We start from the raw sequence: 13,763 nt of genomic DNA, 5'->3' as shown, positions 1-13,763 counted from the left end.
ACCTATCATCCAGAATTGACTAATCTCAATTGAAAAACTAGGTAAGATTAAGAGTATGACACCAAGGACTCCGACGATACAACCAATGAAGGATAGCCGATTTCCTTTTTGCTTTAATAGGAAAGTCTGAATAATGATAATCATCATTGGCCCAGTAGCAGATAAGACCGCTGCAATCCCTGATGTCACATACTGTTCTGCCCAGTACAATGTGGCGAACGTCCCAAAAGTTAAACCTAGTCCTGTAAAAAACACTTCTTTCCGAAATAATAACCCTATTGCCGTTTTTTTTCTCCACTTCATAAAACTAAATAGTAGCAAACCAGCAAAGAAAAAACGAAGTCCAGCTGATAAAAATGGAGGCACGCCTGCATCAACACCAATTTTAATCGCTAAAAATGTTGTTCCAAAAATCAAACACATAAAAAAATAATTAATCATAACCATATAAAACTCCTCCTCTTTTTCTATCATAAAAGACAGAGGATAGAACAGATTGAATAAGATAGAACAGATTCGAGTGGGGCGTGGTACAATCGTTTTGAAAAGGAGGAATCGATGTGAGGAAAGCAATTCGAAATGAAGACTATCTTTTTAAGAAAGTATACGATTATGTCCTTCACAGAATAGAACGTAACGAATGGAAAGAACACGAAAAGATTCCCTCCGTACGGCAATTAGCATGTGAAATGAATGTGCATCGATTAACCGTCTTAAAGGCATATCAATTACTGAAACAGCATGACAAAGTTTATGTAAAAGATAAGGCAGGCTATTTTGTCCAATCAAATGGGGAGAAAAATCTTGAGTCCCTAAACCTGGATAATCCAATTGTTTCTGCCTATGTACAAAAAAATCATTTATCTGAAATCCATCAAACACCCGTTTCCTATCAGTTTTCTCAGGCGTTAATTGATCCCAATCTTTTGCCGAATCATTATTTTTCAGAATATGTAAAAAAAGTGTTTGACCTTTATCCAAAAGTACTTGCAACCTACTCTACGGTGCAAGGTGATTTGGAGTTACGTGAAACACTCGCTCAATATTTTATCAATCAATATAAAACTCACATCCATGCAAGTAATCTGTTAATCACCTCTGGCTCACAGCAAGCCATTCACTTAATCGCTCAAGCGTTTATTCAACCAGGCGACGTCGTTTTATTTGAACGTCCAAGCTATAGTGCAGCGATTGATAGTTTTAGAGCACAAGGCGCACACATTGTGACGGTTGATATCCATCCAGACGGGTATGATTTAGAGCAGGTTGAAACCTATATTAAACAATATAAACCGCTCCTTTTTTATCTCAACCCGACATTCCATAATCCAACTGGTTATACTGTTCCCATTGAACAGCGTAAAAAACTCGTTGAATTAGCTGAACAATACCGATTTCTAATCATTGAGGACGATGCCTATCACGACATCTATTTTGATCATACCCCACCACCACCGATTTACACATATGATACTGGTGGGACCGTCATTTATATCCGTAGCTTTTGTAAATATATTTCACCTGGCTTGAGAATTGCAGCTGTTATTTGTCCATCATCCTTACTGAATGCACTACTAACAGTCAAATCACTAGCTGATAATGGCTCACCACTTCTCAATCAAAAAGTTTTTCTTCATTACTTTACATCACTAAGAATGCAGCAGCACTTGCAGAAAATTCGAATTGCCCTACAGATTCGAAAGGAAATCATGGAAAAAGAGCTAGCAACAACAGATTGGCAATGGGTCAGTCCAAAAGGTGGTCTTAATTTATGGGTGCAGCTCCCAGATCATCTTCCAATTGAATTATTATTAACAAAAAGTATCGAACAATCGATATCCTTTGTGCCAGGTCAAGTTTGCGATCCATTAAAACAACAATCATCCTGGATACGTTTAAGCTATTCTTATGTAAATGAACAACAATTAAGTGAAGGGATAAAAAGGTTTGTGGCTGTGGCACAATCTCTAAACGAGGGGTTGGATGAAAAGCAATCGTAGGGGCTACCTTTTTATACTTTTCTAATTTAACTTTGGGTCACTTTAACCAGTGACCCTTTCTACGTTTCCTAGATAAAGTAGCTTTGTTGATTCATCTTTTTTTGGTGATTAGTAAAGATTCCCTTTTGTCAAAATAACGGCATTCCCACCGACTATAACTCTAGGATTATTTTCATTAACTAATTTTGTCATAATAGTAGAAGGTCTTCCCATACTATATCCCTGCAGGAATGTGTACTCTTTGTTAAAATCATTTAAAACATGGTTCTTGAAAAGATAATAGGTTAATGCCCCATTTGAAGTACCTGTGGCAGCTTCCTCATCAATTCCATAGAGTGGACAAAAGTTTCGACTCTCTCCAATTCCTTCTTCTGTGTCTAGCGTAAAGGCATGAAATCCACCTATATTATTTATTTTTGCATAGTCAGCAAGTCCTTTAAAATCAGGATTTAAAGCATACAGGGCTTCCTTTGTTTTTATTGGCAGCATCATATCCCAAAGACCTGTGCTCGCAGCTTGAGGTACTAAATTAAAAGTTTTATCTCCTATTTCATTTGTATCGATATTGAAAAGGTTCGATAAAGAATGATAATCATTAAATATTTTTCCTAGCTTAGGTTCCGCTTGCTCCATCCTAATAAAGGATTGATTTACTTCTACCGAAAGGGTACCTGCCCTTGTTTTCATAAAATAGGTATGATTATCTTCAATCAGTTGGCTGTCCAATAGGGCTTTGAAGGATGCAATCGTAGCATGTCCACAAAGGTCAACCTGTGCTGTCGGTGTAAAAAATTTGATATCAAAATTTTTATTATCTATTTTCTTAATAAATGCTGTTTCTGAAAAACGAACTTCTGCAGCAAATTTCTGCATAAACACTTCGTTTAAATCTTCATAAATTACTACACCTGCAGGATTCCCACCAAACTGTATATCTGTAAAAGCATCAATAACATAATATAACAAATCCATTTTCTCCTTTACTAGTACTATTGCTTATTCCTTAACTTTATAGAAGGAATGATTACTTTACAATCAAATAATAAGAGCCCTATGAATTTAGTACTTATTTCCTCTGCTTTAGAAGAATGATATATTAAAAATAAAGGAGATGAAAAGTGAATGATGAATGCGAAGACGATATTGTTAGATCAGCTACTAGCTAATGCGAATGATCGTAGTTGGTATATCTCATTCGATGAAGCTGTTGACGGACTAACTGAACAAGAAGCATTTTGGAAACCTGATGAGTACAGCCATAGTATTGCAGAAATTGTCCAACATCTAATTTATTGGAATGAAACATGGCAATTACGGTATAAGGAAAATCAAGTTAATGCCAGTGCAAAGACGAATAACGATGACACTTTTACCATTAGAGATGAGAAGACCTTCTCTGAATTAAAAGAAAAGCTGTTACAAATACTACTCCAATGGCAAGAGCTCATTGAGGAAGAGCAGCTTTTATCTATTGTAAATGGCTATCCTGTAAAGGCAGAATGGTGGGCAATCATTTCGAATGCGGCGACTCATAATGCATACCATATCGGACAACTTGTATATATACGTAAAATGAAAAAATAGCCATCTTACTGTGACACAATGGCCTACTAAGTTCATTAAACGACAGAAAAATGCCCAGGCTCAAATAATTGAGTACCTGGGCTTCATTAAAAAGAATTCCTCTCTTTAAGGAAAAGGTGTAATCGCCCATCCAACCATAAATATGACAGTCATAAATACGACAAGATAGCAGCCGAGAAAGATACCCCACTTCCCAAGTGAACGGCTAGATTTTGATAGGACAGCAAGAATACCAAAAATAAATGTTAAGATAATAAAATTTTGACTAGCAAATGGCGTATGATAACCTATGATAATCCAACTATTTATCATAATAAGTGTCCACAAGCCAAAGCTAACACTAGCCCAGCCAAAGACATTAAAAATGGACTGTTTTGTTAATGCACCCAATTCCATAATTTAACCTCCCCAAGTTTTACATGTTTAATCATTGTATTATTTTGTAACTGTTCGATTTCAGCTTTAGGACCTGTAATGACAACAGCATACGTTTTCATGTCGTGTTGTTCTAAATAATGGATTCGTTCTTTAAGTTCAAGATTTTTATGTGGAGAAACAGCCGTTGCAGTCTCTTCATAGTTAGCTAGAAAGCGTAAGATGGATAAAAAAGTTTTTTCATGAGAAGGAGAACCTTTAAATGGCGACCAATTTGTCTGATCTGGTTGTACTGGATAGCCAATTGGCGATACAACATTCCCCTTAGCACTAAGCATAGTGTCTTCTACACCGGTATAAATTGCTGCCCATGTAACGTCTACTTTCGGCATTTGCTTTATCACTTCATCCACCGTATATAAATCGTTTAAAGAAATATATGCTTCCACAACGGTCTCGTTTGGTAATCCTTTTAATTTTTGTCGTTCCTCCGTTGAATTAAACTCTGCTCGATTTTGAGGATGAACTAGCCACTGATTCGTTTCCGTTGGGTATTTAGGATATGTTTTTTCCAGTTTAGAAGATATTTTCTTTTCTACTAAATCATTCAGCATAAAGCGAGTATCATAATGTTTAATAGGATAAACCTCATCACCTATTTGCTTGTATTGCTCAAATGATAAGCCCATCGAAAAAAGTGAAAAATCCATATCGAATTCCAGTTCTTCTAATGTTGTATTTGGTTCTGTTACATAAAGTGTTTGGCTTGTTACATCCATTAATGTTGTCGATTTCGTACCAAAAGCATAATACAGAAACGTTAGCATATAACAAGTAGGAACAATTAACAGGGCAATTGTCAGCGTGGTTAAAATTAGTTTCCACTTCGATGATGCAATGGCTTTTTTTATACTAGTTGTAGAAGGTGCATCTCTATCATTACTATCTTTTGCTTGTTGTAATAATTGTTTATAAGAATCCAACTCTATTCCTCCTTCATAATCAGTGCACGCATTTTTTTACGTCCTCGCGCTAGATGACTTTTCACTGTATTCAAATTTAAATGTAAAATGTTTGCAGCTTGCTCATTCGTACAGTCATGCACATCACATAACAAGATAACTTGTTTCTCGATTGGTTTAATTTGTTCTAGTAGCTTTAATAATTTTTGATAAGCATCTTGTTCAACAATGATTTGTTCCGGTGTATTTGAATGAATTTGATCGACATTGTCAGAAGTAATATATCGCTTTTCTTTTCGAGTACGATCGATATATGTATAATAAGCAACTTTAAAAAGCCAAGGTTTAATGTCTTGAATTTCTTGTCCAAGAAGAGTGATATGTGCTTTTGTAAATGTGTCCTGAAGCAAATCCTCAGCTGCATTATGATTTTTGGTAAGTGAATATAAATAGCGATATATATCATTCATATAGGTGATATATATTGTTTCAAGTTCCATCTCTTCCCACCTTTCAACCTATCCTCGTTTAAAGGCAAAAAAAGGTTGCAAAAAATATAAAAATAATTATAAATATTACCTTAAAGAAGTTCATGAAGCATTCAATAATGGTAAAGGGCTATTGAAATAGATCAATTTATGTTAACCTTGAAATGCAAATAATTTACATAAATTGGAGGTAAGATATGTCTAGTAATGTACGTTTCTATACGCATATTGTTTCAACAATTTTATTTGTCATCCTTGTTTTCATGCATTTTTTAGGGTATTGGACTGCAGACAAATTCGCACAAATATTATTTTTCTTTTGTATGGTTTTCTCTGTTTTCAGTTTGGGTATGGAAACGGAAAAAAAGTTAAAAAACAGAGGCTGATTGGAATGGACTAAAAAATATTCTTTCCAGTAACTACCCTTATATATGCCCTATAATTCTGCGTAACCGCTGCCAGCATTTGTACCCCCACCATTACAAATCTAGCGAAATCACAAATCATGGCCCATAACATGCCTCTATAAGAAAAATGTTAGGATATTATTGTGCTTTTAATATTGATCTTGTAAAATTCCAATAATAACTATTATTGATAGGAGCTAATTTATGCACCCAATGCCTGGAAAAATAAATCTACTACAAACAGTTTCTGATATCTCAGAGTATACAAATTTTATAGTCTCTGAAGTAAATGATCATGTGGTAAGAATAGCCGTTATAGATGGAGAATATCATTGGCATGAACATGACACAGATGAATTATTTATGGTTCTTGAGGGAGAGTTATTTATTGATTTAAAAAATAGCGAAACTATTTCTCTACTTCCAGGTGAAATATTTAAAGTGCCAGCTTTCACCCAGCATAGAACACGTTCAACTGGCAGAACAGTCAATCTATGCTTTGAAACAAAAGAAAACGATATTAAAGGAAATTTGTAAGTCATTTATTTTGTCCCTTTTTCATTATTATACAAAGTGTATCGAACGTACTTTTTTGGTTGTGGTGGTGGTTGAATGTCACTGCCTCCTCAAATGTTACTTAGGGTCACCACTATCCAAGGTGACCCTAAATAGTTTCTTTCCTCTTATTGTTCAGTAAAATTTTCTTACAAAGTTATATCCTATCCCCTACATTTACCAATAACACTTAAATAAAATACTGTTAAAATGAATGGAGTTCGTTTCTTTATTTGGAGGCAATATGACTGATATAACAGAACAACCTATAACTACTTTACTTTCACAACTGACATATAGTCCTTTGTATATCTTGATTGTAATACTCTCAATTGTGGTATTGCTTCCCTCTAGTTTTGATAAATACTATTCTTCATCAATGTATAAATTAATTGCGGTCTTTTATATCTGCATTTATCTCCTAGCAGTTTATTTTTACATATCAGAGGGATAAACAGTGCATATTTTCTTTCAAGAAAGTAATCACAAAATTTCCATTCATAAATCATCCATGGTAAAAATAGTGTAATACTGGTATATTATAGTGGTATTTTATTGATACGAAAGGTGGTCGTTTATGAATAAAACACTTGTACATTTACAACATGAAATGATCGTTGAAGCGAAAAAAGGATTTCCTATTTTGCTTGCTGGTGCCTTTGTCTTTTTACTTTTCACCCTTATGTCTTTTGTTTTTCCAATAGAAGTGGTTCGTTTAATTTGGATATTTGGCTTAGGTGTGATTTTTCCTATTGGGTTTTTCATTAGTAAAATCCTTGGTGTTAATTTAAACGTTCCTGGTAACCCTTTAGGTACTTTAGGAGGGATCGTTGCCGCTCCTCAAGCATTTTATCTACCTGTCTTTATTCTTGTGTATATGAAAATACCTGACTACCTTCCTTTCACCATTGGTTTACTTGCAGGCTCTCATTTTCTTCCTTACTTATGGATTTATAAAAGTAAAGCTTATTTATTCATTACGTTAGGAGCTTGTTTTTCTGCTCTCATCTTTGGTGGGTTCTTTGTAGAACATGCTTTCACTCTTGTACCTTTAGCTATTTCTATTGTGTATGGAATGGGTGTTCTATTCATTGGAAGAGAACTTAAAGGCAGTCGTAATTAATCACCTGTTAGTAGGTGATTTTTTTATTCTACTATCAATATTTGAAAGGATTGATTTTTTTGCTGTTTCCATATCGGAATGATCTTAGAAAAACGTTAATACCTTACCTAACTAAACTTGATGAGGCATTTTGGTTTAAGACATCAGATGGCTATCCCAATAATCTAGCTTGGATTATTTCTCATATAGCAAGTAGCGAGGACTATTGGGTAAATGAAATTGGCCTTAAGAAGAGTTGTATATTACATCTTCATGAGGATTGCTCGCCTAAAGAACTACTAGATAGCTATATTCAAATTAGAAATTATACGGATGACATTCTCCATACATTGGACCAATCAGAACTTAATGCATTAGTAGAAGTACCAAGGTTTTCTGATGGCTGGACGCCACCTTCAGTCCCAACATTTCAGTGGTTGTTTCATCATGTTTACACACATGAGGCATACCATGTTGGACAAATCTCAATTATTGCTCACCTGAATGGATTTCCAAAGCCATTATTTTAATAAAGTTACAAAGGTGCATTTTCCCGAACACTATGAAAACAAGACGTATTCCATTATACTAAGTAAAAAATGAAAAATAGGATGGTGTAATTGATATGATGTTTGCTCCATTATTTGAACAGGACGTACCAGGACTTCTTCTTCCTTAACGGTAGAAGAGCTTTTTCTCCGTTAAGGGCATAGGGATCTATGAAAACGGAGGAAAAAACATGAGAAATAAAGTGATCGGCGCTAGCTTTTTATCGCTAGCAGCGAGTATATGGGGCGCCATGTATGTAGTAGTTAAAGTAGTGGTGGATGTTGTGCCACCATTGGAGCTTGTTTGGATTCGTTATTTAATTGCGGTGGTGGCACTAGGCATTATTGGCATCATGATGAAGCAATCGTGGAAAATTGCTAAAAAAGATTGGCTAGTCATTTTTCTTGTGGGCCTCATTGGCAATACCATTTCAATTGTTACGCAAGAAATGGGTACCTTGCTATCTACTGCTCAGATGGGCGCGATTATTACAGCGACAACTCCTGCTTTTATGGTTGTCTTTGCACGTTTGATGTTGAAGGAACGTATAACGCTCAAAAAATGTATATCTATTGTCCTCGCAACGATTGGTGTCGGGATTATCGTGGGCAATGGGCAAATCGACGTCACGCAGCAATTAGGTGGACTCTACTTACTAATTGCTGCCTTAACCTGGGCATTGATGTCTGTGTTAGTGAAAAAAGTACCGAGCGAGTATTCTCAAATGGTTGTGACAACCTATTCATCGATGATTGCTGTTATTCTATTAACACCTTTTGTCCTTCCTAGGTTACAAGAGTTAGATTTAACAACTGTATTGCAGCCAACGATTACAGGGGGCTTGCTTTATCTGGGCATTGTGTCAACAGCTGGTGGATTTTTATTGTGGAATAAAGGGCTTCAGTTAATGAATGCTTCTAGCGGCGGCTTATTTTTCTTCTTTCAACCCATAGTCGGCACTTTTTTAGGCTGGTTGTTATTAGGAGAAACTATTGGGCTGTCCTTCTGGTTAGGCTCCCTCTTTATTTTTAGTGGAGTATTTATTGTTATTCGAGATGAATAAATGGTTAGTGCGTTTCTATGTTAGATAGAGACGCACTTTTTTGTTCAATGAAAACTGTCACAGATCGGTATGTTCACTTAACTCATCACATATATTGCAACAGCCTAAAGGAGCTGATACTGTGATAACCTTTTTAGGTAATGTAAAGGATCTTTCTTTAATAACAATTTTATTGGCTAGTATGATCTATCGTCGACAGCTTAAATTAACGAGATGGCAAAGAAAACTAACCGTCGGTGAATGGACGATGTATATCATGCTTTCAATTGCACTACCTTTTTATGCAATATATTATCTTGTTTTTCTTTTGGACACATAGCAAAATAGAAATGAGACTACTATATTTTGGGAGGTATTTTAATGTTTCAAACAGTAGAGGATTTTTTACAATCATGGTCTTTTGAAGCGGCTGCTACACACAAACTACTCAATCAACTTACGGATGAATCACTTAATCAAGTCATTACTGCTGATAATTGGACGTTAGGACGTATAGCATGGCATACCGTCGCTGCTATTCGGATAATTACTTCGAATACGAATTTATCATTTGAAGCACCTGCGCAAGATTTTCCTGTTCCAACTTCTGCACAATTAATTGCAGATCGCTATCTTCAAGCCAGTCAAGCCTTCGTAGACGCGATCCAAACACAATGGACTGATGAGACAATGAAGGAAAAGATTGAATTTATCGGCCAGCAAATGCCCAACGGCTCCCTGCTGTTATTTTTGTTACAGCACCAAAGCCATCACCGTGGACAAATGACCGTTTTAATGCGCCAGGCTGGTTTAACGGTTCCAGGCATTTACGGTCCAGCAAAAGAGGAATGGGCACAGTATGGATTGGAAGCTCCGCAAATGTAGTTGAAAAAGAGGTTGTCCATTAGGAGACAACCTCTTTTAGCTAGCTTATAACGTGGCTAACCAGTTATTTGTATCGGCTATTGTTGGATTAGCGAGATAATGCCCACCTTCGATTTGTAATGTTTGGCCCGTCATGAACTTTGATTCATCCGAAGCTAAAAATACAACTGCATGACCGATATCATCGGCCTCCCCATGATATGGGAGCGCATTAAATTTGGAATAGATCGCTAGCATTTCTTCTGGCATATTATTTTTGGCAGCTGGTGTTAAAATAAGACCTGGTGCAACCGCATTACAACGAATATGATCTTTGCCATATTGTGTGGCAATGTTTTTCGTCATATTCACTACACCTGCTTTTGTAGCGCCATAGGCTGTACGTATTTGATCACTTGCGAATGCTGCCATGGAAGCGGTATTAATAATTGAGCCCCCACCCGCTTTTTGCATATACGGAATCGCAAAACGACTGCCAAGTAAGATTGATTTTAAGTTCACATTGACTAAGCGGTCCCATTCATCTAAATCAATATTCACCACATCTAAATCTTTCTTTAAATTGGTTAGACCGACATTGTTAAATAGGACTGTTAAAGTTTCATATTGTTCAACAGTAAAATTCACCGCTCCTTCTATCGATGAAGCATCCCCAGCATCAAGGAAAATCGCTGACGCCTCAAACCCTTCTTTTACTAGAGCATCAGCTGCTTCTTTAGCACCCTCTAGATTGAAATCAGCAATGACCACTTTTGCGCCCTCCTTAGCTAATAGTGTAGCTGCTGATAAACCAATTCCAGACGCACCCCCTGTCACTAAGGCGACTTTATTTTTTACTCGATCCATCTTTCATTCCTCCATTTACTCTCATTAGTAACGTAAAATAGTTTAACATTAAACTATTTATTTTTAAACTAATATCCTTGAAGTTTTAAGCGAACCAGATGACTTTTATGTTAAAATTTACATAACGAGGTGATAAGATGGAAAATAAACAAATTTGCCAAGTATACGGCAATGACATATTTGCAACGGGACAAGTTGGCAGTATAACGAGTGAAGGAAATGTTCGCCCAATCGGCTCTATAATGGCTACAGGCTTACTTACATTTCATCTTCTAAAAAAGATTTTAATAGACGATTTTAAACCAAAAATCAACTCCTATACAAATAACTAACACTTGTTTAATAATGTTAATCTATTATAAAAAAGGGTGATAATTTGTCAAAAAACTCCTATAAATATTTAAAATATGTAGCATTGCTTCTTGTCGTATTTCAATTACTGTATTTAGGAATTCCCGATTCTGTGAAGCCTGTGTTGGTTTATGAGTACATTATATTTTTCGGATTAGCTTATTTATTTGCTATTCTTCAAGATTTTTTTAATCCAAGTGAAAAAACAGATCTATTATTACGTGTAGCCCTTATCATTAGTTCGATTGTCATGGCTGTTACATCCATCTATTATAAAGAAACGTTCACGGTTGTTTTTTCTGTAATGATGATCGTTGGGATAAGTTTCTCATTACATTTAACAATCAAACACAATAAAAAAAACAAGCAAAAGGATTAATACCTTTTGCTTGTTTTTCAAAATGAATGGTACGAATATTTTGTTTGTGTTGAGTAAGTAATATTGTTACCACTCGCACCTACGTACTCCACTAAGACTGTAGGTGTTAAAATGTGAGTACCCTTACGCTTCGCACAATCGTTTAAAACGTATTGTAACTGGTTTTTATTCGGACTTTTTAAGAACATTGCAAAAAAAGTTTTATTCACGTTCATACATTTTAACTTTACATAACATTTTAAAAAGGAGTAACGACAAAGGGCCAACCCTTCGTGTTACTGCCTTTTCAGTTAGATTACAGGTTATTTTTATACATTGTTGATTTAACAGCACTTAGTTAAATTACTAGCTTAAGCATGTATAAAATAGCGTATAAACAAGCAAGTTATTTTATTTATTGGCTTTCTCAGGTTCGCTTATATTTGCCTTTATTTTTTGTCTCTCCAATTCGATTCTCTCGAATTCAGCCTCTAGTTCCCTCTGCTTAATCAAATATTCCTTTCTTATTTGATAAACCTTAATAGCACTGAAAACTACAATAATAAAAGCAAATACCAACATTAAAAATTGGATATTTGAGAAATACAATTAGGCACACCTCACATTCTTTATTATATTATACATTTCCGCGGTCATCATGTATAATAATACAAATAATACATATTATAACACATAAATGTATTATTTTAACAAAATACATAGAGAATCGTTGTAATGAAAAGTTAAATGTTTATACAGTTATCTACGGTTTTATCAAATTTTGCGCATGCCAATACTTACCGTCAATATAACCCTGATGTTGCTTTTTGCTTAGAGAAAATGCCTAAGTATGAGCGACATCTAAACATTATTATCGGTCATGAATTTGGTCATGTAGCACACTGTTTGTATAGCGACAAGCACGGGATTGAATGGGATAAAATTGATTGGGTACATCCTATTACGTGGCTTTTACAGGAGGGGGTCGCTACTTATCTATCGACAAAAGTTGTACAGGCAAGATTAGATGAATACTTTGCATTTGAAGAAGATCCAAAATGGCTGGAGTTTGCTGAAACGAACCAATCGACCATTGCTCAACAATTTTTCATAGATTTAACTACACATGACGCAGCCTATGTGTGGAAAGAGTGGTTCTCCATCAATGGCGGTCAGCATTTTCAAGCAACTCGGCTAGCCTATTATGTAGGTTATTGTCTTGTAAAACAATTAGTAGACGAATTGGGTGAACAGCGAACCTTCCTATTGTGGGATAAAGAAAACTTCCATAAGATAATGATGCAAACATTACAAAAAATGATGTAAAGGGAATGTTTTCTATACAGAAAAAAAGAAGTTTGCTATAATACTAATGAAAACCTCAAAGGGTATCAACCAATTCTATGCTGCAGTGATTCATTTCACTGCAGTTTTTTTATGTATTAATGATAAGTAACTTTTTGAGCAGCTACAAAGAGCAACATTTCAAGGGGCGTAGAAATTTGCTCTCCTGTATTATGTTTCCTTTTTGTTCTTTCCCCATTGATACGGCTTTTTTGACCAATTCCACAACCAAATAAAAGCATACATGATGACCATTGTTCCAATCAGTGTCACCGTATTTTCTGTCCATGTGATAGATTGATCTTTTCTCCATTGATTAAATGTTCTTACAATGAAATAGATAATTGGATAAATGAAATAACTTAATTGATCTCGTCTCACCCTATCCCTCCAATACTGTTTATTAATTCTTACTGATCCACCATAGCAGCGAGCTTCATCATCGTTTTCCAATTGCGAACAGTTGCTGGTACTTCCAGTTTAGGCAGCTGTTGACTAAGCTTGGCATTACGGATGCTATCGTAAAATAACAGATAGACATCTCTGCCATTGATGATACAACGCTCTTTTTCACTTTCATATGCTACTAATTTAGCACCATTCTCTTCCGTAGGTGCCATTGGCAGTAAGGCGACATGGAGACTTTCCCCTGTTGCTGTAGCACTTGCATCCGCTATGTCTTGCGGTGAAAACGGACAGTTGTTTACGATGGCTAGCAGTTCTTCGGCAGTTCTAATCATCACGATACTTGAGATATTGAAAGCTGTTTGGATGGTTTCTTGAATTTGCTGCTGTAAGCGTACTTCCGATTCACTTGATTCAAATAATATATTGCCACTTTGAATATAAGTCCGTATATTTTGCAGGCCTAGTGGTATAAGAGCTTCTCTTAATTCAGCCATTTTCAATTTATTG

General features: G+C 35.6%; 19 protein-coding genes. 11 read left to right on the top strand and 8 right to left on the bottom strand.

The genetic code is table 11. The annotated features are described in order from the left end of the window. On the bottom strand, positions 1-447 hold a 447-nt coding region (locus RT445_RS19465), incomplete at its 3' end, for a DMT family transporter (RefSeq protein WP_313471344.1). Positions 448-560: 113 nt separating this feature from the next. On the opposite strand from RT445_RS19465, the gene RT445_RS19460 reads away from it, so the two are divergent. Further along, on the top strand, positions 561-2,000 hold the full coding sequence (locus tag RT445_RS19460) for an aminotransferase-like domain-containing protein (RefSeq protein ID WP_312506140.1): 1,440 nt from the start codon (positions 561-563) through the stop codon (positions 1,998-2,000). A 108-nt stretch (positions 2,001-2,108) separates the two neighbouring features. Here RT445_RS19460 and RT445_RS19455 read toward each other — a convergent pair whose 3' ends face one another. After that, entirely contained in the window at positions 2,109-2,972 is an 864-nt protein-coding gene (locus tag RT445_RS19455) for a PhzF family phenazine biosynthesis protein (protein ID WP_313471342.1), read from the bottom strand. 150 nt (positions 2,973-3,122) lie between these two features. Here RT445_RS19455 and RT445_RS19450 point away from each other — a divergent pair, with 150 nt between their 5' ends. Continuing rightward, a complete protein-coding gene (locus RT445_RS19450; RefSeq protein ID WP_312506145.1) occupies positions 3,123-3,584 on the top strand; it encodes a DinB family protein in 462 nt (153 codons plus the stop codon). Between the two features lie 105 nt (positions 3,585-3,689). Here RT445_RS19450 and RT445_RS19445 read toward each other — a convergent pair whose 3' ends face one another. From RT445_RS19445 to RT445_RS19435, 3 genes are read right to left on the bottom strand one after another with little or no spacing between them, the layout of a single operon-like run. Continuing rightward, on the bottom strand, positions 3,690-3,980 hold the full coding sequence (locus RT445_RS19445) for a hypothetical protein (protein ID WP_312506148.1): 291 nt from the start codon (positions 3,978-3,980) through the stop codon (positions 3,690-3,692). After that, positions 3,962-4,942 (bottom strand): anti-sigma factor, encoded by a 981-nt coding sequence (locus RT445_RS19440; RefSeq protein WP_312506150.1) that lies wholly within the window; start codon positions 4,940-4,942, stop codon positions 3,962-3,964. Before RT445_RS19440 ends, RT445_RS19445 begins: the two co-directional genes overlap by 19 nt. A gap of 2 nt (positions 4,943-4,944) precedes the next feature. Continuing rightward, positions 4,945-5,421, bottom strand: coding sequence for a sigma-70 family RNA polymerase sigma factor (locus tag RT445_RS19435; RefSeq protein WP_312506152.1), 477 nt, complete (start codon positions 5,419-5,421; stop codon positions 4,945-4,947). Positions 5,422-6,029: 608 nt separating this feature from the next. Between RT445_RS19435 and RT445_RS19430 the strand changes: the two genes are divergently transcribed. The 6 genes from RT445_RS19430 to RT445_RS19405 all read left to right on the top strand — a co-directional run bounded on the left by RT445_RS19430 (position 6,030) and on the right by RT445_RS19405 (position 9,949). Next, on the top strand, positions 6,030-6,353 hold the full coding sequence (locus RT445_RS19430) for a cupin domain-containing protein (RefSeq protein WP_312506353.1): 324 nt from the start codon (positions 6,030-6,032) through the stop codon (positions 6,351-6,353). A 595-nt stretch (positions 6,354-6,948) separates the two neighbouring features. Next, positions 6,949-7,494: a DUF7010 family protein gene (locus RT445_RS19425; RefSeq protein ID WP_312506154.1), complete on the top strand. Its 546-nt coding sequence runs from the start codon at positions 6,949-6,951 to the stop codon at positions 7,492-7,494. A 59-nt stretch (positions 7,495-7,553) separates the two neighbouring features. Continuing rightward, positions 7,554-8,003, top strand: coding sequence for a DinB family protein (locus RT445_RS19420; RefSeq protein ID WP_312506156.1), 450 nt, complete (start codon positions 7,554-7,556; stop codon positions 8,001-8,003). 209 nt (positions 8,004-8,212) lie between these two features. Further along, positions 8,213-9,085 carry a DMT family transporter gene (locus RT445_RS19415; RefSeq protein ID WP_312506158.1) on the top strand — a complete coding sequence of 291 codons (873 nt, stop codon included), beginning with the start codon at positions 8,213-8,215 and terminating at the stop codon, positions 9,083-9,085. A 121-nt stretch (positions 9,086-9,206) separates the two neighbouring features. Then, positions 9,207-9,404 carry a hypothetical protein gene (locus RT445_RS19410; protein ID WP_274796897.1) on the top strand — a complete coding sequence of 66 codons (198 nt, stop codon included), beginning with the start codon at positions 9,207-9,209 and terminating at the stop codon, positions 9,402-9,404. A gap of 41 nt (positions 9,405-9,445) precedes the next feature. Continuing rightward, entirely contained in the window at positions 9,446-9,949 is a 504-nt protein-coding gene (locus RT445_RS19405) for a DinB family protein (RefSeq protein WP_274796896.1), read from the top strand. Between the two features lie 45 nt (positions 9,950-9,994). Here the strand turns inward: RT445_RS19405 and RT445_RS19400 are convergent, their stop codons facing one another. Further along, on the bottom strand, positions 9,995-10,795 hold the full coding sequence (locus tag RT445_RS19400; RefSeq protein WP_274796895.1) for an SDR family NAD(P)-dependent oxidoreductase: 801 nt from the start codon (positions 10,793-10,795) through the stop codon (positions 9,995-9,997). 137 nt (positions 10,796-10,932) lie between these two features. Here RT445_RS19400 and RT445_RS19395 point away from each other — a divergent pair, with 137 nt between their 5' ends. The 3 genes from RT445_RS19395 (at position 10,933) to RT445_RS19385 (ending at position 12,830) form a co-directional block, all read left to right on the top strand. Continuing rightward, on the top strand, positions 10,933-11,127 hold the full coding sequence (locus tag RT445_RS19395; RefSeq protein ID WP_312506162.1) for a hypothetical protein: 195 nt from the start codon (positions 10,933-10,935) through the stop codon (positions 11,125-11,127). 44 nt (positions 11,128-11,171) lie between these two features. Beyond that, a complete protein-coding gene (locus RT445_RS19390; protein WP_312506164.1) occupies positions 11,172-11,525 on the top strand; it encodes a hypothetical protein in 354 nt (117 codons plus the stop codon). A gap of 726 nt (positions 11,526-12,251) precedes the next feature. Then, positions 12,252-12,830 carry a hypothetical protein gene (locus RT445_RS19385; RefSeq protein ID WP_312506165.1) on the top strand — a complete coding sequence of 193 codons (579 nt, stop codon included), beginning with the start codon at positions 12,252-12,254 and terminating at the stop codon, positions 12,828-12,830. A 189-nt stretch (positions 12,831-13,019) separates the two neighbouring features. Here the strand turns inward: RT445_RS19385 and RT445_RS19380 are convergent, their stop codons facing one another. Beyond that, positions 13,020-13,229, bottom strand: a complete 210-nt coding sequence (locus RT445_RS19380; protein ID WP_312506166.1) for a hypothetical protein — start codon at positions 13,227-13,229, stop codon at positions 13,020-13,022. Positions 13,230-13,258: 29 nt separating this feature from the next. After that, on the bottom strand, positions 13,259-13,763 hold a 505-nt coding region (locus RT445_RS19375), incomplete at its 5' end, for a DUF1697 domain-containing protein (protein WP_313471339.1).

The organism is Lysinibacillus sp., assembly GCF_032093475.1.
Classification (GTDB): domain Bacteria; phylum Bacillota; class Bacilli; order Bacillales_A; family Planococcaceae; genus Lysinibacillus; species Lysinibacillus irui.
The sequence above is the reverse complement of the archived record's forward strand: the minus strand, read 5'-3'. Positions and strand labels throughout refer to the sequence as shown.